Origin of the sequence: Actinoplanes sp. NPDC049681, assembly GCF_044465265.1 — a bacterium.
Lineage (GTDB): Bacteria > Actinomycetota > Actinomycetes > Mycobacteriales > Micromonosporaceae > Actinoplanes.
Genome location: NZ_JBITLP010000003.1, coordinates 495,515 through 519,406, shown reverse-complemented (window position 1 = coordinate 519,406; position 23,892 = coordinate 495,515). Strand labels below are relative to the sequence as shown.

Annotated in this window: 24 protein-coding genes; 14 read left to right on the top strand and 10 right to left on the bottom strand. The window is 70.5% G+C overall.

Going from position 1 to position 23,892, the window contains the following annotated elements:
• Positions 1-214: 214 nt before the first annotated feature.
• Complete coding sequence (locus tag ACIBO8_RS12290; protein WP_396115204.1) at positions 215-541, top strand: hypothetical protein; 327 nt, start codon at positions 215-217, stop codon at positions 539-541.
• A 111-nt stretch (positions 542-652) separates the two neighbouring features.
• Here ACIBO8_RS12290 and ACIBO8_RS12285 read toward each other — a convergent pair whose 3' ends face one another.
• On the bottom strand, positions 653-829 hold the full coding sequence (locus ACIBO8_RS12285) for a hypothetical protein (RefSeq protein ID WP_396115203.1): 177 nt from the start codon (positions 827-829) through the stop codon (positions 653-655).
• A 65-nt stretch (positions 830-894) separates the two neighbouring features.
• Here ACIBO8_RS12285 and ACIBO8_RS12280 point away from each other — a divergent pair, with 65 nt between their 5' ends.
• The 4 genes from ACIBO8_RS12280 (at position 895) to ACIBO8_RS12265 (ending at position 5,028) form a co-directional block, all read left to right on the top strand.
• Positions 895-2,322 (top strand): CHAD domain-containing protein, encoded by a 1,428-nt coding sequence (locus ACIBO8_RS12280; RefSeq protein ID WP_396115202.1) that lies wholly within the window; start codon positions 895-897, stop codon positions 2,320-2,322.
• Between the two features lie 53 nt (positions 2,323-2,375).
• On the top strand, positions 2,376-3,332 hold the full coding sequence (gene ppk2, locus ACIBO8_RS12275; protein WP_396115201.1) for a polyphosphate kinase 2: 957 nt from the start codon (positions 2,376-2,378) through the stop codon (positions 3,330-3,332).
• A 294-nt stretch (positions 3,333-3,626) separates the two neighbouring features.
• Entirely contained in the window at positions 3,627-4,556 is a 930-nt protein-coding gene (locus ACIBO8_RS12270) for a ribonuclease Z (protein WP_396115200.1), read from the top strand.
• Positions 4,528-5,028, top strand: a complete 501-nt coding sequence (locus ACIBO8_RS12265) for a GNAT family N-acetyltransferase (RefSeq protein ID WP_396115199.1) — start codon at positions 4,528-4,530, stop codon at positions 5,026-5,028. The genes ACIBO8_RS12270 and ACIBO8_RS12265 overlap by 29 nt, the downstream gene beginning before the upstream one ends.
• 278 nt (positions 5,029-5,306) lie before the next feature.
• On the opposite strand, the gene ACIBO8_RS12260 is transcribed toward ACIBO8_RS12265, so the two are convergent.
• Entirely contained in the window at positions 5,307-5,621 is a 315-nt protein-coding gene (locus ACIBO8_RS12260; protein ID WP_396115198.1) for a hypothetical protein, read from the bottom strand.
• 176 nt (positions 5,622-5,797) lie between these two features.
• Between ACIBO8_RS12260 and ACIBO8_RS12255 the strand changes: the two genes are divergently transcribed.
• The gene (locus ACIBO8_RS12255; protein WP_396115197.1) at positions 5,798-6,742 is read left to right on the top strand and encodes a S1C family serine protease; all 945 of its coding nucleotides are present in this window, start codon (positions 5,798-5,800) and stop codon (positions 6,740-6,742) included.
• A 44-nt stretch (positions 6,743-6,786) separates the two neighbouring features.
• Here ACIBO8_RS12255 and ACIBO8_RS12250 read toward each other — a convergent pair whose 3' ends face one another.
• Together ACIBO8_RS12250 and ACIBO8_RS12245 are read right to left on the bottom strand one after the other, a co-directional pair.
• On the bottom strand, positions 6,787-8,145 hold the full coding sequence (locus tag ACIBO8_RS12250) for a cystathionine beta-synthase (RefSeq protein WP_396115196.1): 1,359 nt from the start codon (positions 8,143-8,145) through the stop codon (positions 6,787-6,789).
• A gap of 53 nt (positions 8,146-8,198) precedes the next feature.
• Complete coding sequence (locus ACIBO8_RS12245; RefSeq protein WP_396115195.1) at positions 8,199-8,555, bottom strand: YkvA family protein; 357 nt, start codon at positions 8,553-8,555, stop codon at positions 8,199-8,201.
• A 152-nt stretch (positions 8,556-8,707) separates the two neighbouring features.
• Here ACIBO8_RS12245 and ACIBO8_RS12240 point away from each other — a divergent pair, with 152 nt between their 5' ends.
• From ACIBO8_RS12240 to ACIBO8_RS12230, 3 genes are all read left to right on the top strand, one after another.
• The gene (locus ACIBO8_RS12240; protein WP_396115194.1) at positions 8,708-9,829 is read left to right on the top strand and encodes an SGNH/GDSL hydrolase family protein; all 1,122 of its coding nucleotides are present in this window, start codon (positions 8,708-8,710) and stop codon (positions 9,827-9,829) included.
• Positions 9,830-9,865: 36 nt separating this feature from the next.
• Complete coding sequence (locus tag ACIBO8_RS12235; RefSeq protein WP_396115193.1) at positions 9,866-10,672, top strand: SGNH/GDSL hydrolase family protein; 807 nt, start codon at positions 9,866-9,868, stop codon at positions 10,670-10,672.
• Between the two features lie 69 nt (positions 10,673-10,741).
• On the top strand, positions 10,742-11,986 hold the full coding sequence (locus tag ACIBO8_RS12230) for an acetyl-CoA C-acetyltransferase (RefSeq protein ID WP_396115192.1): 1,245 nt from the start codon (positions 10,742-10,744) through the stop codon (positions 11,984-11,986).
• Positions 11,987-12,047: 61 nt separating this feature from the next.
• Here the strand turns inward: ACIBO8_RS12230 and ACIBO8_RS12225 are convergent, their stop codons facing one another.
• From ACIBO8_RS12225 to ACIBO8_RS12215, 3 genes are all read right to left on the bottom strand, one after another.
• Positions 12,048-12,650, bottom strand: coding sequence for an HAD-IA family hydrolase (locus ACIBO8_RS12225; RefSeq protein WP_396115191.1), 603 nt, complete (start codon positions 12,648-12,650; stop codon positions 12,048-12,050).
• A gap of 34 nt (positions 12,651-12,684) precedes the next feature.
• Positions 12,685-12,990 (bottom strand): hypothetical protein, encoded by a 306-nt coding sequence (locus ACIBO8_RS12220; RefSeq protein ID WP_396115190.1) that lies wholly within the window; start codon positions 12,988-12,990, stop codon positions 12,685-12,687.
• A gap of 69 nt (positions 12,991-13,059) precedes the next feature.
• Positions 13,060-13,884 carry a Bax inhibitor-1/YccA family protein gene (locus tag ACIBO8_RS12215; RefSeq protein WP_396115189.1) on the bottom strand — a complete coding sequence of 275 codons (825 nt, stop codon included), beginning with the start codon at positions 13,882-13,884 and terminating at the stop codon, positions 13,060-13,062.
• 192 nt (positions 13,885-14,076) lie between these two features.
• On the opposite strand from ACIBO8_RS12215, the gene ACIBO8_RS12210 reads away from it, so the two are divergent.
• Together ACIBO8_RS12210 and ACIBO8_RS12205 are read left to right on the top strand one after the other, a co-directional pair.
• Positions 14,077-15,741 (top strand): sensor histidine kinase, encoded by a 1,665-nt coding sequence (locus tag ACIBO8_RS12210; RefSeq protein WP_396115188.1) that lies wholly within the window; start codon positions 14,077-14,079, stop codon positions 15,739-15,741.
• Between the two features lie 28 nt (positions 15,742-15,769).
• Positions 15,770-16,438 (top strand): response regulator, encoded by a 669-nt coding sequence (locus tag ACIBO8_RS12205; RefSeq protein WP_396115628.1) that lies wholly within the window; start codon positions 15,770-15,772, stop codon positions 16,436-16,438.
• 67 nt (positions 16,439-16,505) lie between these two features.
• Here ACIBO8_RS12205 and ACIBO8_RS12200 read toward each other — a convergent pair whose 3' ends face one another.
• The 3 genes from ACIBO8_RS12200 to ACIBO8_RS12190 all read right to left on the bottom strand — a co-directional run bounded on the left by ACIBO8_RS12200 (position 16,506) and on the right by ACIBO8_RS12190 (position 20,800).
• Positions 16,506-18,083 carry a M4 family metallopeptidase gene (locus tag ACIBO8_RS12200; RefSeq protein ID WP_396115187.1) on the bottom strand — a complete coding sequence of 526 codons (1,578 nt, stop codon included), beginning with the start codon at positions 18,081-18,083 and terminating at the stop codon, positions 16,506-16,508.
• A gap of 468 nt (positions 18,084-18,551) precedes the next feature.
• Entirely contained in the window at positions 18,552-19,214 is a 663-nt protein-coding gene (locus tag ACIBO8_RS12195) for a response regulator (RefSeq protein ID WP_396115186.1), read from the bottom strand.
• On the bottom strand, positions 19,211-20,800 hold the full coding sequence (locus ACIBO8_RS12190; RefSeq protein ID WP_396115185.1) for an ATP-binding protein: 1,590 nt from the start codon (positions 20,798-20,800) through the stop codon (positions 19,211-19,213). Before ACIBO8_RS12190 ends, ACIBO8_RS12195 begins: the two co-directional genes overlap by 4 nt.
• 167 nt (positions 20,801-20,967) lie before the next feature.
• On the opposite strand from ACIBO8_RS12190, the gene ACIBO8_RS12185 reads away from it, so the two are divergent.
• The 3 genes from ACIBO8_RS12185 (at position 20,968) to ACIBO8_RS12175 (ending at position 23,647) form a co-directional block, all read left to right on the top strand.
• Positions 20,968-21,765, top strand: a complete 798-nt coding sequence (locus tag ACIBO8_RS12185; RefSeq protein WP_396115184.1) for an ABC transporter ATP-binding protein — start codon at positions 20,968-20,970, stop codon at positions 21,763-21,765.
• A 91-nt stretch (positions 21,766-21,856) separates the two neighbouring features.
• The gene (locus ACIBO8_RS12180; protein ID WP_396115627.1) at positions 21,857-22,606 is read left to right on the top strand and encodes an ABC transporter permease; all 750 of its coding nucleotides are present in this window, start codon (positions 21,857-21,859) and stop codon (positions 22,604-22,606) included.
• 9 nt (positions 22,607-22,615) lie between these two features.
• Positions 22,616-23,647 carry an ABC transporter substrate-binding protein gene (locus tag ACIBO8_RS12175; RefSeq protein WP_396115183.1) on the top strand — a complete coding sequence of 344 codons (1,032 nt, stop codon included), beginning with the start codon at positions 22,616-22,618 and terminating at the stop codon, positions 23,645-23,647.
• The last annotated feature ends 245 nt before the right edge of the window (positions 23,648-23,892 follow it).

Sequence of the window (23,892 nt, the reverse complement as noted above, 5' to 3'; positions counted from 1 at the left end):
CACATCGACCTTCTACGCAAGAAGTTCGCACCCCAGCAGTGAGTCGGCGCCGCGTCTATGACCAGAGGCTCGATGATCCGCTGACCTCCGTCGACCGGTCAGGTTTGGGCGGCGGCCGTAACACGTGCGGGTGGAAAAGATCGACAGCTGCCGACAGCTCCTCACACACTGAATGGACCGACAATTCAGGAGGTAGCCCTCGGGAGGTGTCACGATGCCCACATTCCACAACGATGAGGAGCAGGCCGCCTGGGTCCTGGCCGAGTCCCTCATCGAGAAGGCGCGGACCATGATGCGGCAGGCCGAGAGCGCCCTCGAGACGTGGCGGATCGGTAAGGAGCTGAATCGGCTTCGGTGCGCCCGGCGGGGCATCAGTGCGTCCGACGCCGAGATCCGGTGGTCGGAGACCGCCAATGCGAAGAATGCGCTGACCGACAACAGCTTCCACGTGTCGCTGGCGACGATGTACTACGGCGCCGCCGCCGCTCATTACTCGCGCGCGCAGTATCTGCGCAGTCGGGGCGAGGAAGCCCGGGTGTAAGTCGGCTCCTGGAGAGCCGGTGCACGCACGGGGGACGAGCGCCGAACTCCCCAGGAACCTGCAGCCAGTGTGCGAGCGTCGTCTGAGAAACCGCTGAACGCGAGCCTCGGATCAGCTGGGAGCCGGCGGGGAGCGCGGTGGGTCGGCGGGGGCCGTGGCGGTCGGCGGGCCGGCGGGCTTGTCGTCCTGCTGGTCGCCCGGGCCGGCCAGGGCCAGACCGAGCACCGCGCCGGCGCCGATGAGGCCGAGGCCGGCGAGCGACACTCTGCGTCGATCCGTTTCGTGCATGGCGCAAGGGTGCCGCGCGCTCCTGAGAGGTCGCTGAGCCGCTTCACATCCGCCAGACTTGGGGGATGCAGACCGCCACGGAGAACGAACGCAAGTACGACGTCCCGTCCGGCTTCGCCCTGCCCGAGCTGGCCGGCGCCTGTGGCGTCAGCCGGGCCGGCGAGGCGGAGACGCACGAGCTCGACGCCACGTACTTCGACACCGACGATCTCCGGCTGGCTCGTAACAAACACACGCTGCGCCGGCGTACCGGGGGGAACGACGCCGGGTGGCATCTGAAGACGCCCGGTGCGGGGTCCGCCCGTACCGAGCATCGGCTGCCGCTGACCGAGGGCGACGAGGTGCCCGCCGAGCTCGCCGCCGAGGTGCGGACCATCGTGCGGACGCGGCCGCTGCGGCCCGTGGCGAAGCTGCGGACCCGTCGCGTCGAGACGCCGCTGTGCGACGCGGACGGGCGGACGCTCGCGCTGGTCGCTCAGGACGAGGTCGCCGCCGAGACCGATGACGGCACGCAGCGGTGGCAGGAGCTCGAGGTCGAGCTCGTCGACGGCGGCCCGGAGGTTCTCGAGGCCGTGGAGGGCCTGCTCAGCGCGGCCGGGGCCACTCCGGCGGCCGGGCCGTCGAAGCTCGCCCGGGCGCTGGGTGATCGCCTGGCCACGCCGAAGACCGGCAAACGGCGCAAGACGGACCCCGTTCTCGGGTACGCCCGGGAGCAGCGCGACGCCATCGAGGCCCAGGACCCGGCGGTACGAGCCGGCGACGCGGACGGCGTACACAAGATGCGGGTGGCCACCCGCCGCCTGCGCAGCACCCTGAAGACGTTCAAGGACGCGTTCGACCCCGACCACGCGGAATTCCTCAAGGGCGAGCTGAAGTGGCTCGCGGACTGTCTCGGCGCGGTCCGCGACGGCCAGGTCCTGTCGCACAAGCTGGTGGCCGCCGCCGAGGCGTACCCGCAGGTCGCGGGCCGTATCCGGCAGAAGCTGGACGACGACGTGACCCGTGGCCGGGAGGAGCTGGTGGCGGCGCTGGACAGCGACCGGTACCTCGGCATGCTCGACGCCATGGACACGCTCGTCGACGAGGCCCGCCCGGACGACGGGGGTGCGCTGCGCCGCGTACGCAAGGTGCTGCACCGTGCCGACGCCCTGCTCGACACGGCCGTCGCCGACGGGGTGGACGCCGAGCTGCACGAGGCCCGCAAGAAGTACAAGCAGGCCCGGTACGCCGTGGAGGTGTTCGCGCCGGCCGCCGGCAAGCCCGGCAAGAAGCTCGTCTCCGCGCTGACCTCGCTGCAGGACGTGCTGGGTGCCCACCAGGACTCGGTGGTCGCCCGGGAGGTGCTGCGCGAGGTGGCCGGGACGGCCCCGGACGCTTTCGAGTACGGCGTGCTCTACGCCCGCCAGGAACGCGTCGGAGAGGAGACCTTCCACGAGCTGCCCGAGGCGATCGCGGCGTCGCGCCGGAAGAAGCTGCGGTCATGGCTGGGCTGACGTTCATGCGCCGTTAGGTGGTACGTCGCCGTCCGTGGGTATGAAAGCGGGGTATGGAGCCCGAGAACGACCAGCAGCCCCAGGAGGACATCACCACTCCTCCGTACGCGGGGCCGATCAAGGAGCTCGGCGGATACCGGGTCGCGGACGACGATGACGACGACCCGGTGCTGCTCAACGCCGACGGCAGCCCGGTCGACACGTGGCGCGAGGACTACCCGTACGACGAACGGCTCTCCCGGCCGGAGTACGACCACGACAAGCGCCTGCTGCAGATCGAGCTGCTCAAGCTGCAGAACTGGTGCAAGGCCAGCGGCGAACGGCTGGTGATCCTGTTCGAGGGCCGGGACGCGGCGGGCAAGGGCGGCACGATCAAGCGCTTCATGGAACACCTGAACCCGCGTGGTGCCTCTGTGGTGGCGCTGGAGAAGCCGAACGAGCGCGAGAGCACCCAGTGGTACTTCCAGCGCTACATCAAGCACCTGCCGGCGGCCGGCGAGATCGTGATGTTCGACCGATCCTGGTACAACCGGGCCGGCGTCGAGCGGGTGATGGGCTTCTGCACCCGCGCCGAGTACCTCGAGTTCATGCGGCAGGCCCCCGACCTGGAGCGGATGCTCGTCCGCTCGGGCATCCACCTGGTCAAATTCTGGTTCTCGGTCTCCCAGGGCGAGCAGCGCACCCGGTTCGCGATCCGCCAGGTGGACCCGGTACGCCAGTGGAAGCTCTCGAAGATGGACCTGGAGTCGCTGGACAAGTGGGACGACTACACGGAGGCCAAGGAGGCGATGTTCTTCTACACGGACACCGCCGACGCCCCGTGGACCGTGGTGAAGAGCAACGACAAGAAGCGGGCCCGGCTGGAGGCCATGCGCTACGTCCTCAACCGCTTCCACTACGACGACAAGGACCCGGAGGTCGTCGGCACCCCGGATCCGGAGATCGTCGGACCGGCCTCGCTGGCGGTCGAGGGGACCGAATTGTCTCCTCGAGTATTCCCGCGCCTGTAGTGAGAAATAAGGCGTTGTCGACAGCCTCCCCGGGTGGTTAACGTGGCCGTACACGTGAAGGGAGGTGGTCCGAAGTTGTATAGCAACGGGACTCGTGAGGTGGCTGTCCGCTAGCCGCTGTCCTCGACAGCTTCGAGAAAGTTCTCTGCAATAACGTCGAGACCGTGTGGCAGCGGTGCGGCGAATACCAGACAGCCACCCGACCCCCGGGGATCCGGCCTAGTCCGACCGGACCACGCACCGCGAGGCGCGTGGAAGTCCCCGGGGGTCGCTTCATTTCCGGGGAGCGCACCGATGCGTGAGCTGACGATCCTGGGTACGGCCAGCCAGGTGCCGACCCGGCACCGCAACCACAACGGCTACCAGCTGCGCTGGGACGACGAGGTGATCCTCTTCGACCCGGGCGAGGGCACCCAGCGCCAGATGCTCATGGCCGGCTTGGCCGTCACCCCGCTGACGCGCATCTGCATCACGCACTTCCACGGCGACCACTCGCTGGGCCTGCCGGGCGTCATCCAGCGGATCTCCCTCGACAAGGTGCCGCACCCGGTCCGCGTCCACTTCCCCGCGGGCGGCCGCGACTACTTCGACCGGCTCCGGCACGCGACCAGCTTCTACGACGTCGCGGACCTCCTTCCCGAGCCTGTCTCCGACGGCTTCCGCGCCGAGACCACCGCGGGCACGCTCACCGCTCTGCCGCTACGGCACTCCATCGAGACGTACGGATATCGCCTGGCCGAACCGGACGGGCGCCGGATGGTTCCGGCGCTGCTGGAGGCGTACGGAATCACCGGCCCGGCCGTCGGCGAGCTGCAGCGGACCGGTCGCTCGGGCACCGTCACGATCGACGACGTCAGCGCGCCGCGGCCGGGCCAGCGGTTCGCCTTCGTCATGGACACCGGCCTGTGCGACAACGTGTTCGCCCTGGCCGACGGCGCCGACCTGCTCGTGATCGAGTCGACGTTCCTCGCCGAGGACGCCGCGATGGCCGCCCAGGTCGGCCACCTCACCGCCGGGCAGGCCGCGTCGGTGGCCCGGCAATCGGGCGTGCGCACGCTGGTCCTCACCCACTTCTCCCAGCGGTACGCCGACAGCACCCGCTTCCTCGACGAGGCCCGGGCGGAGTTCGACGGCGACATCGTGCTCGCCGAGGACCTCATGCGGGTGCCGGTGCCCCCGCGCTTAGGCTCGTCGCATGAGCGTGCAGCTTCGGCCCGCGGCTGACGATGACCTGTTCCCGATCGGCGATCTGCACTACCGGTCCCGAGCCTGCGCATACGCCGGCATCGTCTCTCCTGACGCGCTGACGTTCGGCAGTCCGGCCGCGCTGGGCGAGTGGTGGTCGGAGCGGTGGCACTGGGAACGCGACACCCACCGCCTCACGGTCGCGGTCGCCGGCGACGTGCTGGCCGGCTTCACCTATCTGGGGCCGGCCGAGGAGGACGGGGTCGCCGAGCTCAGCGCGATCCACGCGGACCCGGCCTTCGTCGGCAAAGGGGTCGGGCGGGCACTGATGCTGGACGCGCTGCCCGAGCTGGGCCGCATCGGGACGCGGGCGGTGCTCTGGGTGCTGGCGGCCAACAGCCGCGCGCGGTGCTTCTACGAGCGTGGGGGGTGGGTCGCGGACGGCGTGACCCGCGTCGAGGCGATCGGGAACGAGCCGGTGGACCAGGTCCGCTATTCACGAACGGTCTGAGGCGGAGGGAGGGCGGGAGCGCGTGACCGAGTGAATGCGGGGGAACCTGTGGTCACGCACTCCCGCCTACCGCGCCCGCCCCTGCCGGGTTTGCGCCTGGCCGGAGGCGCCGACCGGCGGAGGCGTGCCGGTCGATCGGCGGGGCGGGTCCGGGTGCGGGACATCGCTCGCGCTGGCGGGGCTGCGGGGATGTCACCGCGGTACGGCGTCGGTCCGGGCCGAGGAGAGTCGGATCCTTGCCGGGGGACGGTCAAGGTCCCGGTCGACGCCTGAGCAAGTCAGTCGAAGCGGCCCCGGTTGAGGTCGTCGTTCTTGCGCGTCTCCCGGCGGACCCGGTTGTCGTCGAACACGCCGGGGATGTCACGCATGCTGTTGAGGTCGTGGCGCAGCGTCCAGGCCTCCCGCCACGGGCGCCGGGAGGCGGCGTCCGCGCGCTCGGCGATGCGCCGGGGGGCGCAGGGCCACCGCCATCCGCACCAGACACAGTTGCCGTCGTGTCCCGCTTCGGCGTGCCGCCCCAGCATCCGCTGGGCGTCCTGCCAGAGCAGCCGGTCCACGATGCCGGCCGGCGCGGCCTGGTCGACGATGACCATCGTGTACGAACCTCCGTCCTGCGAGCGCGGCGCTGTCGTACCCCATACAACCCCCGCCCCCGGGACGTCGATCGGACTGAGTGTGCGACCTTCGCGACTATGAGTGATGGGGGTTGTTCGCCGTGGGCGGACGGGGCACGGGCATCGATGCCGATGGGCGCGCTGTTGCTGCGGTCATGGATACCGAACACACGGGTGTCGACATGGAGGCGCTCGATGCCTACAGCCAGGTGGTCACCGGCGTCGCCGGCGGCCTGCTTCCCTCCGTTGCCGCGCTGAGTGTCCGCACCGCTCGCGGCGCGGGCGCCGGTTCCGCGGTGACGTTCACCGATGACGGGTTCCTGATCACCAATGCCCACGTGGTGGCCGGTGCCACGGGCGGCACGGCCGCGTTCGCGGACGGCACGGAGACCCGGTTCGACGTGGTGGGCGCGGATTCCCTCTCCGACCTCGCCGTCGTACGGGTGCACAACCCGGGCGCCCCGGCCGCTCCGCTCGGGGACGCGGACCGGCTGCGCATCGGTCAGCTTGTCGTCGCCGTGGGCAACCCGATGGGCCTGGCCGGCTCGGTGACGGCGGGCGTGGTCTCCGGCCTCGGCCGTTCCCTGCCCGCCCGCGACGGCCGGCGGGTACGCATCATCGACGACGTCATCCAGACCGACGCCGCCCTCAACCCCGGCAACTCCGGCGGTGCTCTTGCCGACTCCGCGGGAACGGTGGTGGGCGTCAACACCGCCGTGGCGGGCTACGGCCTGGGTCTGGCCGTACCCGTCAACCGGACGACCCGGCAGATCATCGGTGAGCTGGTCGCCACGGGCCGGGTCCGGCGTGCGTGGCTGGGGGTCGCCGGGATCCCGACCCCGCTCCCGCCGCCGCTCGCCGAGCGGCTCGGACAGAAGCTGGGCCTCCGCGTGGTCGAGGTCGTCCCGGGCAGCCCGGCCGGCACCGCAGGCATCTACCTCGGCGACATCCTCATCACCGCGGGCGGCGAGAAGGTCCAGACCGTGCAGGCCCTGCAACGCCTCATGCTCGGACCGGCGATCGGCAAGAGCCTCCCGATCACGGTTCTCCGCAGGAACGCGCTCGTGGACGTCGTCTCCGTCCCCACCGAGCTCAACTGAGGAAGGCCGGGTGCGGAACGTCCCGCACCCGGCGCAGAGCTACCTCAACTCAAATGGGCCAGAAGGTCCTGGCGGGTGAGGACGCCGGCGGGCTTGCCGTCGACCAGCACCATCGCCGCATCCGCCTTCTCGAGCAGCGCGACCGCCTCGCTGACCGGCTGGCCGCCGCCGATCATGGGCAGCGGCTCCCCCATGTGGCGCTCGATCGTGTCGTGCAGGTGCGCCTGGCCGGTGAAGAGGGCGTCCAGCAGGGCCTTCTCCGCGATCGAGCCGGCCACCTCGCCGGTCACGACGGGCGGCTCGGCCTTGAGGACCGGGAGCTGGCTGACGCCGTACTCACGCATGTAGTCGATGGCGTCGCGAACGGTCTCGGTCGGGTGGACGTGGACCAGCGGGGGCATCGAGCCGCCCTTGGCCTCCAGGGCGGTGGCCACCGTCGGGGAGCCGTCGCCGGTGGCGAGGAAGCCGTACCGGGCCATCCAGGTGTCGTTGAAGATCTTGGAGAGGTAGCCGCGGCCGCCGTCCGGCAGCAGGACCACGATCACGTCGTCCGGGCCGGCCTTGCGGGCCACCTCGAGCGCCGCCACCACGGCCATGCCGCAGCTGCCGCCGACCAGCAGGCCCTCCTCGCGGGCGAGGCGGCGGGTCATCTCGAAGGAGTCCGAGTCGGACACCTCGATGACCTCGTCGCAGATGCTGCGGTCGTACGTGGTGGGCCAGAAGTCCTCGCCGACCCCCTCCACCAGGTACGGCCGGCCGGTGCCGCCGGAGTAGACCGAGCCCTCCGGGTCCGCGCCGACGACCCGTACGCCGCCCTGCTCCTTGAGGTAGCGCCCGACGCCGCTGATCGTGCCGCCGGTGCCGACGCCCGCCACGAAGTGGGTGATCCGGCCCTCGGTCTGCTTCCAGATCTCGGGGCCGGTCTCCTCGTAGTGCGAACGCGGGTTGGCCGGATTGCTGTACTGGTCGGGCTTCCACGCGCCGGGGATCTCCCGGGCCAGCCGGTCCGAGACGTTGTAGTAGGAGCGGGGGTCCTCGGGGGCGACGGCGGTCGGGCAGACCACGACCTCCGCGCCGTACGCCCGCAGCACGTTCTGCTTGTCCTCGCTGACCTTGTCGGGGCAGACGAAGATGCACCGGTAGCCGCGCAGCTGGGCGACCAGGGCCAGGCCCACGCCGGTGTTGCCGCTGGTCGGCTCGACGATCGTGCCGCCCTCCTTGAGGATGCCGGCCTTCTCCGCATCCTCGACCATGCGCAGGGCGATCCGGTCCTTCACCGAGCCGCCGGGGTTGAAGTACTCCACCTTGGCGAGGACGGTCGCCGCGATGCCGTCGGTGACGCTACGCAGCCGGACGAGGGGGGTGTCCCCGATGATCTCGACGACGTTGTCGTAGTACCGCACGTCTTTGTGCCCTTCTCGGTGCTGACCAGTGAGTTGTCAGGCCAGCCTACGACTCAGGACACGACTGTCCCGGGCAGGATGGTGGCGCGTTGCCTCTCCCACTCCAGGAAGCGGTCCGTCTCGCTGAGCACGGTGCCCGCCAGCCAGGCGATCATCGCGGCGTCGTCGACCAGCCCGAAGATCCACAGGAACAGCTCGGGGACCACGTCGATCGGCGAGACCACGTACGCGGTGGCTGCGGCCATCATGGCCACCCGCATCCCGCCGTCGTACTCGCCGCGCGCGGTCGCCATCATCATCCGAGGCAGCGCTGCCAGCCGTTTGCCGACCGAGGGGCCCCCGCGTGAGCCCTTCATGAGGGCCCTCCCGAGCGCCGTGAAGGCGGCGGTGCGGTGCAAGGTCCTAGCCATGGTCGTCCCCTTTCGCTGGTTTCAGCATGACGTCCATGCGCTAGTTATGCCCGCTAGGCACGGGGTTCAGGCTTCTGTCGCACGCCCGCGTTAATCTCGAAGACCCCACCATCGCCGGAACTCGAGCGAGAGCGAGGGATAGCGTGCAGAAGGTGCGCAACTGGACAGAGGCGGATCGACGCCGGATCAGGCTCGCCGGCCAGGTGGCCGGCGGGGTCACGGGGGCCGCGGCGGGATTCACGCTCCTCTCCGCGGGCGTGCTGCTGCGCCAGGCGGCCGACGCACGCCGGGTCATTCCCATGGCCGAGGCCCCTCCCCCACGCGGCGACGGGCTGTACGGCGCCAAGTTCCCCGGCAAGCCGCTGAGCATGGTGATCATCGGGGATTCCACAGCGGCCGGCTACGGCGTGCACCGGCCGCGCGAGACGCCCGGCGCCCTGCTCGCCACCGGCGTCTCCCGCCGGTTGCGCCGGCCGGTGCGCCTGCACCGGGTCGCCGTGGTCGGCGCCACCTCCGCGGGGCTGCCGCACCAGGTGGACGCGGCGCTGGAGTACGACCCCGAGGTCGCGGTCATCATCATCGGCGGCAACGACGTCACCCACGTCTCCGTCCGGGCCGCCGCGATCCGCCATCTCAGCGACGCGGTGCGGCGCCTGCGTGCCGTGGGTTGCAAGGTCGTCGTGGGCACGTGCCCCGACCTCGGCGCGATCCAGCCGATCAAGCCGCCGCTGCGCTGGCTGGCGCGCACCTGGAGCCGCCAGCTCGCCGCGCAGCAGACGGTCGCGGTGGTCGAGGCGGGCGGGCGTACGGTCTCGCTGGGCGACCTGCTCGGCCCGTATTTCGTGGCAGATCCGGTACGGATGTTCGGCGCCGACCGTTTCCACCCGTCGGTCGAGGGGTACGCCCGGGCCGCGGCGGTCATCATGCCGACGCTGATGGCGGTGCTCGGTGAGGACGACCGGTCGCCGGCCACCGGGCCCGACGGGGTGCGCAGCCTCCCGCAGGCGGCCCACGAGGCGGTGCGCGCGGCCGGCACCGAGGTCAGCGCGGCGAAGGTGGACGGCCGGGAGCGCGGGCCGGCGGGCCGGTGGGCGCAGCTGCGCCGGCACCCGTGGTTCGGCGAGCCGCACACCTGGTTCGGCAACCGGGCGGCGGCGCTGTTGTCCACCTCCTCGGGCATTCCCGGGTGGTCCGGTGTTACGCGTGGGTCGAGCCGGGCGGCGTCCGGCGCCGTAGGCTGGACTCCGGAGGATCATCAAGCGGCCGTGGACTGACGGCCGGGCGAGCACCCCACGCGGCAGGGAGGCGACATGACGGGCCTGACGGGACGGATCGGCAGGGCGGCGGCGACCACGCTGTTCGCCTCGGCCGTGGGCGGGGTCGCCCTGCTCGCCGGCGAGGCGCTCGCCGCGAAGAGCCGGCGGTACGCCAAGCCCACCATGGGGCTCGCGCTGCGCACGTCGATGGGCCCGTCGGCCGCCCCGGCGCTGCGCCTGGTGCTGCTCGGCGACTCGGCCGCGATCGGGGTCGGCGTGGAGTGGCTGTCGGAGACGGTCGGCGGCCAGCTGGCCCGGTTGCTCGCCGACGGCACCCCGGAGTCGGGGAAGCGCCACGTGCTGCTGTCCAGCGTCGGCGTCGCCGGATCCCGGTCGACGGACCTCGCCACCCAGGTGGCCCGGGCCCTGCTCGGCGACCGCCCGGACGTGGCGGTGGTGCTGATCGGCGCCCACGACGCGACCGGCCTGCGCGGGCCCGAGGAGGCGGCCCAGCACCTCGGCAACGCCGTACGCCGGCTGCGCGACGCGGGCGTGCAGGTGGTCGTCGGCACGTGCCCCGACCTCGGCGCCGTACGCTCGATCGCCCAGCCGCTGCGGCAGGTCACGGGCTGGCTGGGACGCCGGGTGGCGCGCGCCCAGGCGGCGGCGGTGCAGGAGGCCGGCGGTGTGGTCGTGGACCTCGCGGACGAGACCGGTGCGGTGTTCCGGGCCGACGCGGGCACCCTCTGCTACGACGGCTTCCACCCCTCCGCGGACGGGTACAGGGTGTGGGCGCACGCGCTCTTCCCGGCGGTTCTGGACGCGGCACAGGCGGCCGGCAGGCGCTCGATCCAGGAGTGATCAAACAGACATAACGGTGTGACGAAGTGGCGCTTCCGCAATAAGTTACCGGCGCGTTAACGTTGGCTCATGCCGGAAGCTGTCATCGTCGCCACCGCCCGCTCCCCGATCGGCCGGGCCGTCAAGGGTTCGTTGAAGGACCTGCGCCCCGACGATCTCGCCGCCACCATCATCGACGCCGCCCTCAGCAAGGTGCCGCAGCTCGATCGGACCCTGATCGAGGACCTTTACCTCGGTTGCGGTCTGCCCGGCGGCGAGCAGGGCTTCAACATGGCCCGCGTGGTCGCGACGCTGCTCGGCCTCGACGGGCTTCCGGGCGCCACCACGACCCGCTACTGCGCCAGCTCGCTGCAGACCACGCGGATGGCGTTCCACGCGATCAAGGCCGGCGAGGGTGACGTCTTCGTCTCCGCCGGCGTGGAGACCGTCTCCCGCTACTTCCGCGGCAACTCCGACGCGCTCCCGCCGGACGCCCAGGCGGTCGTCGGCGGCGGCTGGGAGAACCCCAAGTTCGCCGAGGCCCGGGTACGCACCACCGAGGCGGCCACGAACGGCGGCGTCTGGCACGACCCCCGCGAGGACGGCCAGCTCCCCGACATCTACCTCGGCATGGGCTACACCGCGGAGAACCTCGCCCAGGCGTACGACGTGAGCCGCGCGGACATGGACGAGTTCGGCGTCCGCAGCCAGAACCTCGCCGAGAAGGCCATCGCCAACGGCTTCTGGCAGCGCGAGATCACCCCGGTGACCACCCCGGACGGCAAGGTGGTCTCGACCGACGACGGCCCCCGCCCGGGCGTGACGATGGAGGCCGTGGCCGGGCTCAAGCCGGTCTTCCGCCCCGACGGCCGGATCACCGCCGGCAACTGCTGCCCGCTCAACGACGGCGCCGCGGCCGTGGTCATCATGAGCGACACCAAGGCCCGCGAGCTCGGCATCACCCCGCTGGCCCGGATCGTGTCGACCGGCGTCACCGCCCTCTCCCCCGAGATCATGGGTCTGGGTCCGGTCGAGGCGTCCCGCCAGGCGCTGAAGCGGGCCGGCATGACCATCGACGACGTCGACCTGGTCGAGATCAACGAGGCGTTCGCCGCGCAGGTCATCCCGTCGTACCGGGAGCTGAACATCCCGCTGGAGAAGCTGAACGTCAACGGCGGCGCGATCGCCGTGGGCCACCCGTTCGGCATGACCGGCGCCCGCATCACCGGCACGCTGCTCAACGCGCTGGACTGGCACGACAAGTCCATCGGCCTGGAGACGATGTGCGTCGGCGGCGGCCAGGGCATGGCGATGGTGCTCGAGCGCCTCAGCTGACACCGCATCACGATCTTCCGCCGGGTCCGGCTGCCGAACGGGGCGCCGGCTCCGGCGGATCTCATTTCAGGAACTCCCCGATCGCGCTGATGGTGCCGGCGTTGCCGGTGAAGTGCACCGCGTGCAGGCCCGCGGCCCGGGCGGCGGCGACGTGCGGGCCGTGGTCGTCGACGAAGAGGCAGTCGGCGGGGCGGGTGCCGAGCCGGTCGCAGGCCAGGGCGAAGACCGCCGGGTCGGGCTTGAGCAGCCCGGCCTCGTGCGAGTAGACGATCTCGTCGACGAGGCTGCCGAAGGCGTACGCCCGCTCCTCACGCTCACGGGCCCCCACGAAGCTGTTGCTGAGGATCCCCAGCCGGCAGCGCCCCCGCAGCCCGCGTACGTGGTCGATGAGCTCCTCGTTCGCGGTGCCGAGGTACTGCTCCCAGAGGTCGCCGAGGAACGCGGCCAGCGCAGCGTCGTCGAGGCCGAGCCGTTCGGCGATCCGCCGCCCCACCTGCCCCTCCGTGATCGCGCCGACGCTGCCGGCGGCCCACACGTCGGCGAGCCGGCGATTCAGCTCACCGAAGGGCAGTCCCAGGCGCCGTTCCCAGCGCGCCCCCCAGCCCGTCGGCGGGGTGATCTCGAGGACGCCCCCGATGTCGAGAAGCACACAACGTTCCGTCATGTGGTTCACCCTGCGGCTTACCCCAGGGTCAAGGTCAAAGCTTTTTGCGTACGGAAAGAACGTCAGCCGTGGCGGCCTCGAGGATCGCGTCGGAAGCGGCGGTCAGGTCGGCCGTCATCACCCGGAGCTGGTCCGGCAGGACCATGTCCGGCTCCCGGGGCACCGCCCGCCGGGGCCGGTGCTCCGCGTCGGCGGCGTGGTCGGCGAGGCGCTGGACCAGCTCGTAGACGAGGTCACCGCGGGTGCCGGAGCCGGCGGGCGCGCTCCACCGGCCCGTCTCCCAGTGCCCGACCTGCGAGAGCAGGCGCTGGACGGCGACTTGGAGTTCCTCGGCTGCCACGCGGTGACCCTACCGAAAGAAAACCGCCCGGCCCGCGCGAGGCGGGCCGGGCGGTGCGGGGGCCGACAATCAGTCGTCGCCCTGCAGGAAGCTCAGCAGGCGCAGGATCTCGATGTACAGCCAGATCAGGCTGACCAGGATGCCGAACGCCGCGGTCCACGAGTAACGCTGCGGGAGGCCCATCCGGACCCCCTCCTCGATCTCGTTGAAGCTGAGGATGAAGCTCAGCGACGCCACGACGATGCACACGAGGCTGAAGACGATGCCCAGCGGGCCGTTGTCACGCAGGCCGGTGTGCACGTCGAAGAGCGCCAGCACGAAGTTGATCAGCATGACGGCGAAGAGACCCGCCATGATGGCGATCATGCCGCGGACGAACTTCGGCGTCGCCCGGATCACCCGGGCCTTGTAGAGGAACGCCATCAGGAAGAAGACGCCGAAGGTGGCGATCACCGCCTGCAGGACGACGCCCTGGTAGCCGGCGATCTCCTGGAAGAACTTGCTGACCAGGCCGACGAAGGCCCCCTCGACCACCGCGTACGCGACGACCAGGGCCGGGTTGGCCATCCGGCTGAACGAGATGATGAAGCCGAGCACCAGACCGACGACGGCCGCGCCGATCCAGGCGGCGCCCATCAGGCTGGTGGGAATCAGGTTCCAGGCCGCGACGGCGGAGACGCCCGTGATGCCCAGCAGCGTCACCGTCTTGACGACGACGTCGTCGATCGTCATGGGTTGCACGGCGGGCGGGGCTGCGGGATAGCCCGTGGCCGACGGGTACGGCTGACCGTAACCCGGCTGACCGGCGGGCGGTCCGTACGGTCCGTATCCGGCCGCGCGCTCCCGCTCGGCCGCCTGGCCGAGGCGCGAGAGCACCGGGTTCGTCGTCTTCACTGTGTCCAGCTCCCTTGGGGTCGAGGCACGCAGGGGTCGTGCCCTTCCAGGGTAAGCGCACCAGCAGCTCGGAACGGTCCGCAGAAGCTGTGAACGACCTGAAAAACCCCGCACGTGCGGGCTATCCCGGGTGCCGGGGCGGTCGTGGTGAAACTTTCGGCGGGGAATTGCGTACTTCCTGGGGTGGAGGGCGTGCATGGTCGGGCTTCGGCGGTCACCCAGGGCGGGCGGCCACGCCGGGCCGGCGGTGAGCTCGTCATGCTGTGCTTCGTCGGTGGGGTGACGTTCCTGTCGTGGCAATACGTGTCGGCGGCCTGGGAGCCGTGGTGGCTCGGAAACGACCATCTCCTGCCGGTGATCGTCGCGGCCGCGATGGCAGCGGCCGCGCTGCGCCGCCGGGCGCCCGTGCCCGCGCTGTTCGCCGCGGCCATGCTGGCGGCCTGGCTTCCGTCCACCGCCGCAGCGCTCGTGGTGACCGCGCACCGGGTCAGTGGTGACCGCCCTCGGCTACGGCCGGCGCTGGCCCTGGGTGTGGCGGCCGCCGTCTGCTTCGCGGTCGCTGTCGTGGCCGCCGGCCCCCAGTGGCGTCCGGCCGTAGCCATCGTCGGCATCAACGTCGTGGCCTGCCTGATCGGCCCCGGCCTGGTTCAGGGCCTGCTGGGACAGCGCGAGCGGCTGGTCGAGGCGCTACGCCGGCAGACGAGCTTCCTGGAGGCGAATCACCGGCTGGCCGCATCGGTCGCGCGGTCACAGGAACGTTCCCGCATCGCCCAGGAGATGCACGACCTGCTCGGCCACCGGCTCAGCCTCATCTCGCTGCACGCGGGCTCGCTGGAGCTGGATGCCGAGGCGGCGCCGCACGCCGTGAACGAGGAGGCGCGGGTCATCCGGGGCACGGCACAGACGGCCATGGAAGAGCTGCACTCGATCCTCGGCATCCTGCGCAGCTCGGACACGCGCACCAACGGTGTGCAGCCGGCCGACCGGATCGGCACCCGGGCCGAGGTGACCGAGATCGTGGAACAGTTCCGGGCCGCCGGCCTTCCGGTCGATCTGGTGTGGCTGGGCACGGACCTGACGGGAATTCCCCACCCGGTACGCCACGCGGTGCACCGGGTGGCGCGAGAGGGCCTCACGAACGTCAGCCGGTACGCGGGCGGTGCCCCGACGACGGTGGTGGTCGACCACTCCGGCGATCGCCTCCGGCTCATGGTCTCCAACGGCGTCGCACCGGCCGCGTTCCCGCTGCCGCCCGTGCGTACGGCAGGGACCGGCTGGGGACTGGCCGGCGTGCGGGAGCGGACCCGGCTGCTGGGCGGGGTGTTCGAGGCCGGACCCACGCGGGACGGCGGATTCCGGCTCCTGGTGGAGCTGCCGCTGCGCATCGCGGCGACCGCCGGGCCGACCACCGAGGCCGACCCGACCGGTGACGTGCTGCGGCCCGAGCAGGTTCCGGCGGTGCCCCCGCCGGCCCTGACGCTGGACGGCCGCTGGTCCCGCCTGGGCATGCGGGCCGTGCTCGGGCTCGGTGTGATCGGTGCGGTCGCCGTGGTCATCGTGACGTTCAACTCGATTCCGGTCCGGAGAGCCGACTTCGCCGCGATTCCCGTCGGCGCGTCGCGGGACTACCTCGAGGACCTGACCGGGGGCAACGACCCGGCCGCTGAATTCCTCGCTGCCCAGCTGGAGTCTGCCCGCCCGGCGCGCGCCGACTTCTGCATGTACGCGCTCTTCCACCGCGCCGACAGCGCCAGCGTGGACCGGTTCTGCTTCCGCGGTGACCAGCTCATCGAGAAGGCGCGATTCCCCGTACCGACGAACAGGACGGAGTTCCGTGGGCGCAACCTCCGCACCTGAGTGGCCCGGCGATCCGCCGGCGCGGCCGATTCGGGTGCTGCTGGCCGACGACGAGGCGCTGGTGCGCGCCGGCATCCGGCTGGTGCTGCGGCACGCCGGCGACATCGAGGTGGTCGCCGAGGCCGGCGACGGGCGGCAGGCGGTGGAGATCGCGTGCCGCGATGCGATCGACGTCGCGTTGGTGGACATCCGCATGCCGGTCATGGACGGGTTGACCGCCATGGAGCGCATCGCCCAGCAGGCGCCCGGCGTGAAGGTCGTCATGCTCACGACCTTCGGCGAGCGGGAGAACGTGCTGCGGGCGCTGGGCAGCGGCGCCACCGGCTTCATCCTCAAGAACACCGGCCCCCAGGAACTGATCCAAGCGGTACGCGGCGCCGCGAGCGGTGGCGCGATCCTGTCCCCGCGCCTGGCCAGAGAGATCGTCGACGACTATCTGGCGGTGACCGGCGCGCTGGCGGCGCGGGCGGGCGAGGCGCGGAAACTGATCGGCGCGCTCACCGACCGCGAGCGCGAGGTGCTCGTCATGCTGGGCGCCGGGCTGTCCAACGCCGAGATCGCCCACCGGCTGTACATGGGCGAGGGCACCGTCAAGACGCACGTCAGCCATGTCCTCGTCAAGCTGCGTTGCGCCAACCGGCTGCAAGCGGCGTTGCTCGCCCACGATGCCGGCATTCTCCGCGAGCAAGGGGAATAGGCGTCGCCCCATGCCGGCCGGGCCGGGGCGCGATCCGCGTCACCCGGCCCGATACCGCCTCGTCAGGTCAGTCGTCTGCGCCGGCATCGCCGGGGTAGTCCGGGTGGTCCGAGCCGCCCGGCTCCCTCGACCCACCGGGCTGATCCGAACCGCCGGGTCCGTCGGGGTTGCCCGCTCCGCGGTCGTCACCGGAGTCGACGTTCACCGCGGCCCAGGCGGCCTGTACGGCCTCGTACTGCACACTGGCGCGTCCGTACAGGCGTTCCGCCGCCGCCAGCGTCTTGCCCCGGAAGCTGGCGTAGGTCTCCTCACCCTGGGCCAGGTCGATCGCGCCGAACCAGATCTTGGTGGCCTCGTCGCGGCCGATGCCGGTCAGACGGGTGTCGTTGCAGGTCGGGCTGTCCGGAAGGTCGTCGCCGGGACTCGTACCGAAGGCGAGCAGATAGTAGAAGTGGTTCCCGACACCGGCCACCTCATGCTCGTCCTGCAACTGATCGATCTTGTCGGAGAAGCAGTCCGGATGGCCGTCGACGCTCGACGGTTTGTTCATGGCCCGGATGACAAAGCCCAACCCGGAGCCCACCCGGTAGTCGCACGGGTCTTTCGGCATGGGGGTCTGCTCGTTGACCCAGCACTCCACCGAGCTGCCCAGGACGTCGCCGGTCGCCTCGTGGAGCCCCGCGCTCTGCAGGGTCGCGTTTCCGAGGGTGGGCTCCGCGACCCCGTGCCCGATCTCGTGGGCGACCACGTCGAAGGCCACCATCGGCTTGTTGCGGGTCTGCGCTCCGCCGTCGCCGAAGTGGGCGCCACCCTGGCAACCGGTCCAGAACGCATCGAACACGTCTTCACCCAGATGTGCCGACAGCGGTGTGTCGTCCTGCCCGCACGGCAGTCCCGGCCGGCCGAGGACCTCGGTCAGATAGTCGGCGGTCTTCTGGCCGACGAAGAAGGCGTCCACCCCCGCGGTCGCCCGGTCGTCCTGACTGCCGTCGCCCCACCTGTTGTCCTCGTCGAGGAACAGATCGCCGAACGGCGCCGCGGGATCCTGGCGATTGTTGTCGTCACCGACCTTGAACCTGCGGTCCTCGTCGCGCAATTCGAAGCCGGATTCGCCCGGTGCAGTGTTCATTCTTACGGTGCCGTGAAAAAACGAGTCGCCGGTGCCGGCGGCTTTGACCTCGTCGTATCTCGTAATCGTCGCGCCGGTCAGCGCGTCCACGGTCAGATGGACGCGGGAGGGGATCCCCGCACGACGGTGGCCCGCAACGACAACCTCCCAGGCGAGCCGGGGTTCGGCGTGGTAGGCGTCGACCACCAGCCGGGGCGCCGAGGTCGTCCGCCCGGCGCCGGGGACACGTTCCCGGGCCCGACGGGACGCCGCCGCGGCGGTCAGCTTTGGTGCGGTGCCCATCGTGATAGCCCTGTGCAGGTACGAGGAGACGAGCTGCGTGGTCCGGTCGGGGCGAAGACTGACGACCACTTCGCCACCGAGAACCGGCAGCCCCCGGTACGTACGGGCATAGCGCATGGTCGTCCAGGCCGAGGAACGTCCGGCGCCGCCCTGCAATGTGGTCATCGACATGGCCGTGAACCGGTCACCCGGTCCACGGCCGATCTCCGCGGCGTTCGCTTCCAACGCTGCCATGGCAGCATTCCGCGGCGAAGACGGCGCGGAGGGAGCCGGTGCCCTTTGAGTGCTTGCGTGAGCGGTCGCCGCTGCGGCACTCAGCATCAGGGCCAGTCCCGTGACAGCGACCGCCGAAGGTTTGACGCGGCATTTCATGACCATCTCTCCTTCCGGTGGATGTGCGCTACGGAATCGAGTATCGCGGGATTCAACGCAGGCAATTCGCGTCAGGAATGAAATGGACCACGCTGTCGATCAATACGACCGGCCCGGCATAGGAAAGTGCGCCGGAATGGCTACGGCACACAGCAGTGGGACATACTCGTGCGGCACGGAAGCGGTACGACCCGCCCCGCGATCGAGACGGTCTGCAGTTGCGCGAGCCCGCCCGATCGGCTATGGGACAGCGGTGCCGTCGGTCTTGCGTGCCCGGGCGGGTCACGCAGAGCCCGGCCCCAGCGCGCCGGTGTATCCGCGATCGGAATATCAGCTGGCTGCCAGCCAGCGGTAGCGGTGTTCGGGACGCCCGGTGGCGCCGTAGCGTAGTCGCATCTCGGCCGCCCCGTCGCGGGCCAGTGCGGCCAGATAGCGCTGCGCGGTCGCGCGGGAAATGCCCAACTCGTCGGCGATCTCGGCGGCCGTGCGCGGTTCGGCGGCGTGCCGAAGGGCCTCGATGACCAGGTGCACGGTGACCGGCGACTGCCCTTTCGGGACGGCCGGGCGGTCACCGTCATGCAGGAGCCGCCAGACCCGGTCGATCTCGTCCTGGGCCAGGTTGTGTCGCCCGGCGAAGACCGCCCGGTATCGGCGGTAGGCCGCCAGCCGGTCGCCCAACTGTTCCGCGGTGAATGGTTTGACCAGGTAGTTCAATGCTCCGCGAGCCAGCGCCAGACGCACCGAGGTGGTGTCCGAGGCCGCGGTCAGCATGATCGTGTCGACGCTGAGCTCGGCGAGCAGGTCGAGGCCCGGCGTGTCCGGCAGGTAGCTGTCCAGCAGCACCAGGTCGACGGGTTGTGCGGCCAGGAACGACCGGGCTTCGGCTGCGGTGCGGGCGGTGCCGGCGACCGTGAATCCGTCAACCCGGGTGGTGAAGCCGACATGCACCTGCGCGACTCGGAAGTCGTCCTCGACGACGAGTACCCGGATCACGCGGAGACCGCGACGAGGGCGTGTGGCAGCCGGGCTTCGAAGACTGCACCGTGGCCGTCGCCGACCGGGGCGCTCAGGCTGACGTCGCCGCCGAGCTGCCTCGCGGCCTGCCGGGCCAGTGCCAGGCCGAGGCCCCGTCCCTCCTCGGCGCACGTGGTGATCCCGGCCGTGAAGATTTGTTCGCCGAGGACCGGGTCGACCCCGTCGCCGGAGTCGACGACCGAGATGTGCAGGGCGTCGTCGTCGGATAGCAGAGCCAGGTCGATCCAGGCGGGCCGGCGGGCGCCGCGGCGGGCCGCGTCTAGGGCGTTGTCGACCAGGATGCCCAGCACCGTGGTGACCTCGACGGGTGCGGTCACCCGGGCGCCGACCCAGCTGGTGTCCGACAAGGTCAGGCGTACGTCCTTCTCGGCGGCCTCGGCGGTCTTGGCCGCGACGAACGCTTGCAGGTACGGATCGTCGACCGCCCCGACCGGGCCAGCCGCGGCGAGCGCGCTGCCCGAGACGGCGTGCAGGTATTCCAGGGCTTCCTCGCGGTGACCGCCCTGGAGCAGTCCGGAGAGTACGTGCAGGCGGTTCGCGAACTCGTGCCGGGACGCCCGCAGAGCGCTGCTGAGCTGGCGCACCGAGTCCAGTTCCCGGGTGACGTTCTCCAGGTCGGTGCGGTCCCGCAGGGTGAGTACGCCGCCCAGGTCGCGGCCGTTGCGGCGGACCGTGCGGTAGTTAACGACCAGGACCCGGTCGCCGGCGATGGTGATCTCGTTGTCGGCCTCGCGCCGTTCGAAGACCGTCACCAACCCGGGTGGCAGTCCGGCCGCGGTGACCGGGGAGCCGGGTGCCGGGCCGGTGCCGAGCAGCCGTACCGCCTCGGAGCTGCAGACCGTGACCCGGCCGGTGGCATCGACGGCGAGCACGCCTTCGCTGATGCCGCGCAGCACGGCCTCGCGCTCGCGCATGAGCTCGGCGAGCTCAGCCGGTTCGAGACCCAAGGTGAGCCGCTTGAGGCGGCGGCTGAGCAGCGCGGAACCGGCCACCCCGAGCAGCAGCGCGCAGCCGGCAACGACGCCGGCCAGGCCGAGTTGGCGCCACACGTACCCGCGGATCTCCGCGGCCTGGAATCCGACGCTGACCTCGCCGACGATGCTGCCGTCGGCGGCGCGCAGCGGAGTCTTGCCCCGGGCCGACAGGCCCAGGGTGCCGCGTTCCACGCTGATCGTGTCGCGGCCGGCGAGTACCGCCGACGGGTCGGTGCTGACCGGTTCGTGCAGACGTTCCGGGTTCGGGTGGGCCAGCCGGATGCCGTTGCGATCGGTGATCACCACGAAGAGTGCGCCGCTGGCATTGCGGGCGGCCTCGGCCCGGTCCTGAAGCAGACCTGCCGGGTCTCCGGCCGCGGCGGCTGCCGGGATCGCCGGGTCGGCGGCGAGGGTGTGCGCGACGGCCAGCGCACGGCTGCCGTACTGCTCGGTGAGTTCGGTGTTGAACAGCCAGCCGATCAGCGTGCAGCCCATCCCGAACACGACCACCAGCAGACCGACCTGCAGGCCGAGGACCTGCCAGGCGACGGAGACGGGGCGGCGAAACATGACGGCACTGTAACGCCGGTGACACCGATCCGAGCAGCTGAGCAAAACGCGCAATACGCGGTCAACGCGGGTTAGCGCCGCAACCTGCACAAGGATTCCGGCCCGCGACCGGACTTCCTACCGTCTCGGAAACGCAATTTCGGAGTAACAGTCAGGAGGCGCTGACCTTGACGGTAATAGCGTTACGGAACGCTACCAAGCGTTTCCCCGGCACAGGTGGTCAACCGCACACCGCCGTCCGGGACCTCACCCTCGATGTCGAGGCCGGCGAGTTCGTCGCGGTGGTCGGTCCGACCGGATGCGGTAAGTCGACGACGCTGTCGCTGGTCTCCGGCCTGGAGCCGGCGTCCAGTGGCGAGGTCGACGTGGACGGGGTGCCGGTGCGGGGCATCCCGGACGGCGTCGGCTACATGTTCCAGGCCGACGCCGTGCTGCCGTGGCGTTCGGTGGTCGACAACGTCGCAGCCGGACCGCGCTACCGCGGAGCGACCAAGGCCGAGGCGCGGCAGAAGGCGATGGTCTGGGTCGAGCGGGTCGGGCTGGCGGGGTTCGCCGCCTACTACCCGCACCAGCTCTCCGGCGGCATGCGCAAGCGGGTCGCGCTCGCCCAGACCTTGGTCAACGAGCCGCGGATCCTGCTGATGGACGAGCCGTTCAGCGCGCTCGACGTGCAGACCCGGCAGCTGATGCAGGACGAGCTGCTGCGGCTGTGGCAGGGCACCGGCGCGGCGGTCATCTTCGTGACCCACGACCTCGAGGAGGCAATCGCGCTTGCCGACCGGGTGGTCGTGATGACCTCGAGCCCGGCCACCATCAAAGCGATCTTCGACGTGCCGCTGCAGCGGCCGCGGGACGTCGAGGAGATCCGGATGACGCCGGCGTTCATCAGCACCTACCGCGAGATCTGGGACAGCCTCCGCGACGAGGTGGCGCGCGCCCGGCAGGAGGCTAGCCGTGCAGGCTGAGATGACCACCACCGCACCTGACGTCGCTCCGGTCGCAACCAGGAAGAGAGTCAATCGACGTACGAAATTGTGGTCCGTTCGATGTGTCCTCGTGGTCTTGTGGCTGGCCGGCTGGGAGCTGGCCGCGACCCATTGGATCGATCCGTTCTTCTATTCGAGACCGTCGGCGATCTGGGACCGGCTGGTCGACTGGTTCACCACCGGCACCGCGTTCGGCTCGGTCTGGACACAACTGTTCGTAACGCTCGAGGAGGCGGTACTCGGCTTCGTGATCGGCGCGCTGGCCGGCGTCGTGCTGGGCATCCTGCTGGGCCGGGCCCGCTTCGTCGCCGAGGTTGCCGCACCTTTCATCAAGGCCGCCAACGCAGTGCCCCGGATCGTGCTGGCCTCGCTGTTCATCATCTGGTTCGGCCTCGGCCTGACCTCCAAGGTGGCCACCGCGGTCGTGCTGGTCTTCTTCGCAGTCTTCTTCAACGCCTTCCAGGGCGCCCGCGAAGTTGACCGGAACCTGGTCAACAACGCCCGAATCCTGGGCGCCTCGCGCACTCAAGTCCTCACGTCGATCGTGGTCCCCAGCGCCACCAGCTGGATCTTCGCGTCGCTGCACGCCGCGTTCGGATTCGCACTGATCGGCGCCGTGGTCGGCGAATACGCCGGCGCCGACAAGGGCCTCGGACTGCTCATCGCCAATGCACAGGGCACGTTCGACGCGGCCGGAATCTACGCCGGAATGATCGTCATCACCGTCGTGGCGCTACTCGCCGAATGGCTTCTCACCCTGCTCGAGGGCCGGTTGCTCCGGTGGCGCCCCCCTATGCAAGCCGAACCGAATCAAATCTAGGAGACCTCCGTGCGTAAATTCTTGGCCGTGGCCGGCGTCGTCGCGTTCGCGGTAGCAGGTTGCCGTGGAACCAGTCCTGACGATGCGAAGGCCGGCGGCGGCAACGAGCAGATCAAGATCATGGTGGGTGGTATCGACAAGGTCATCTACCTGCCCGCGAAGCTGACCGAACAGCTCGGCGGCTTCAAGGCCGAAGGCCTGGACGTGCAGCTGCTCACCGAGCCGTCCGGCGCGACCGCGGAAAACGTGCTCATCGCCGGCGACGTGCAGGGAGTGGTCGGCTTCTACGACCACACCATCGACCTTCAGACCAAGGGCAAATGCATCACCAGCGTCGTGCAGTTCGCCGACGTGCCCGGAGAGGTGGAGATCGTCTCGACCGCGCAGGCAGCCTCGCTCAAGGGCCCGGCCGACTTCAAGGGTCGCAAGCTCGGCGTGACCAGCCCCGGCTCGTCCACCGACTTCCTCACCCAGTACCTGGCGACCAAGGGCGGGCTGACCAGCGCCGACTACACGACGGTCAAGGCCGGGGCCGGGCAGACGTTCATCGCGGCGATCGACAACGGCGGAATCGACGCCGGGATGACCACCGACCCGACAGCAGCGAAACTGCTCAGCACCGGCAAGGGCAAGGTCCTGCTGGACATGCGGACCGAGGCGGGTGCGCGGGCCACGCTCGGCGGGCTCTATCCAGCCAGCTCGCTCTACATGGACTGCGCCTGGGTGGACGGCCACAAGGAGCAGGTGCAGAAGCTGGCGAACGCTCTGGTCAAGACCCTGCGCTACATCAAGGGCCATGACGCGGAGGAGATCGCTGCAAAGATGCCGGCGGAGTACGCGGCCGGCGATCCCACGCTGTACGCCAAGGCGGTCCACGACAGCATCGGCATGTTCAACGGCGACGGCCTGATGAAGGAGGAAGGCGCCAAGAACGTCCTCGAGGTGCTCAGCCGGTTCTCCCCGAACGTCAAGGGCAAGAAGGACCAAGTCGACCTGAGCAAGACCTACACCACCGAGTACACCTCGAAGGTGGCCGGCTGAAGGATCCACCGATTCCGGAGACGGGCACGCCGGAAGAGATCGCCGCTCTTCAGCGCCGCCAGACCAACCTCAGCACTGAGCTCGAAAAGTCCGAGCCGTCCGGAGGCGAGAGCTTCGACCACGTATGGCGGTGTCGGATTCGGGAACGGTGCCGGACAATCCTCGCCGACCTACGAAAAAGATTGGCCTGCTCGCAGAACTCACCGAGCAAGGCCAGCTCCCACCGGAGACATGCTCAGCGCCAC

Bases quoted from the DNA above. Each gene is read 5' to 3' on its own strand.
- ACIBO8_RS12290 (WP_396115204.1), top strand. From the start codon at position 215: ATGCCCACATTCCACAACGATGAGGAGCAGGCCGCCTGGGTCCTGGCC.
- ACIBO8_RS12285 (WP_396115203.1), bottom strand. From the start codon at position 829: ATGCACGAAACGGATCGACGCAGAGTGTCGCTCGCCGGCCTCGGCCTC.
- ACIBO8_RS12280 (WP_396115202.1), top strand. From the start codon at position 895: ATGCAGACCGCCACGGAGAACGAACGCAAGTACGACGTCCCGTCCGGC.
- ppk2 (WP_396115201.1), top strand. From the start codon at position 2,376: ATGGAGCCCGAGAACGACCAGCAGCCCCAGGAGGACATCACCACTCCT.
- ACIBO8_RS12270 (WP_396115200.1), top strand. From the start codon at position 3,627: ATGCGTGAGCTGACGATCCTGGGTACGGCCAGCCAGGTGCCGACCCGG.
- ACIBO8_RS12265 (WP_396115199.1), top strand. From the start codon at position 4,528: ATGAGCGTGCAGCTTCGGCCCGCGGCTGACGATGACCTGTTCCCGATC.
- ACIBO8_RS12260 (WP_396115198.1), bottom strand. From the start codon at position 5,621: ATGGTCATCGTCGACCAGGCCGCGCCGGCCGGCATCGTGGACCGGCTG.
- ACIBO8_RS12255 (WP_396115197.1), top strand. From the start codon at position 5,798: ATGGATACCGAACACACGGGTGTCGACATGGAGGCGCTCGATGCCTAC.
- ACIBO8_RS12245 (WP_396115195.1), bottom strand. From the start codon at position 8,555: ATGGCTAGGACCTTGCACCGCACCGCCGCCTTCACGGCGCTCGGGAGG.
- ACIBO8_RS12235 (WP_396115193.1), top strand. From the start codon at position 9,866: ATGACGGGCCTGACGGGACGGATCGGCAGGGCGGCGGCGACCACGCTG.
- ACIBO8_RS12230 (WP_396115192.1), top strand. From the start codon at position 10,742: ATGCCGGAAGCTGTCATCGTCGCCACCGCCCGCTCCCCGATCGGCCGG.
- ACIBO8_RS12225 (WP_396115191.1), bottom strand. From the start codon at position 12,650: ATGACGGAACGTTGTGTGCTTCTCGACATCGGGGGCGTCCTCGAGATC.
- ACIBO8_RS12200 (WP_396115187.1), bottom strand. From the start codon at position 18,083: ATGGCAGCGTTGGAAGCGAACGCCGCGGAGATCGGCCGTGGACCGGGT.
- ACIBO8_RS12190 (WP_396115185.1), bottom strand. From the start codon at position 20,800: ATGTTTCGCCGCCCCGTCTCCGTCGCCTGGCAGGTCCTCGGCCTGCAG.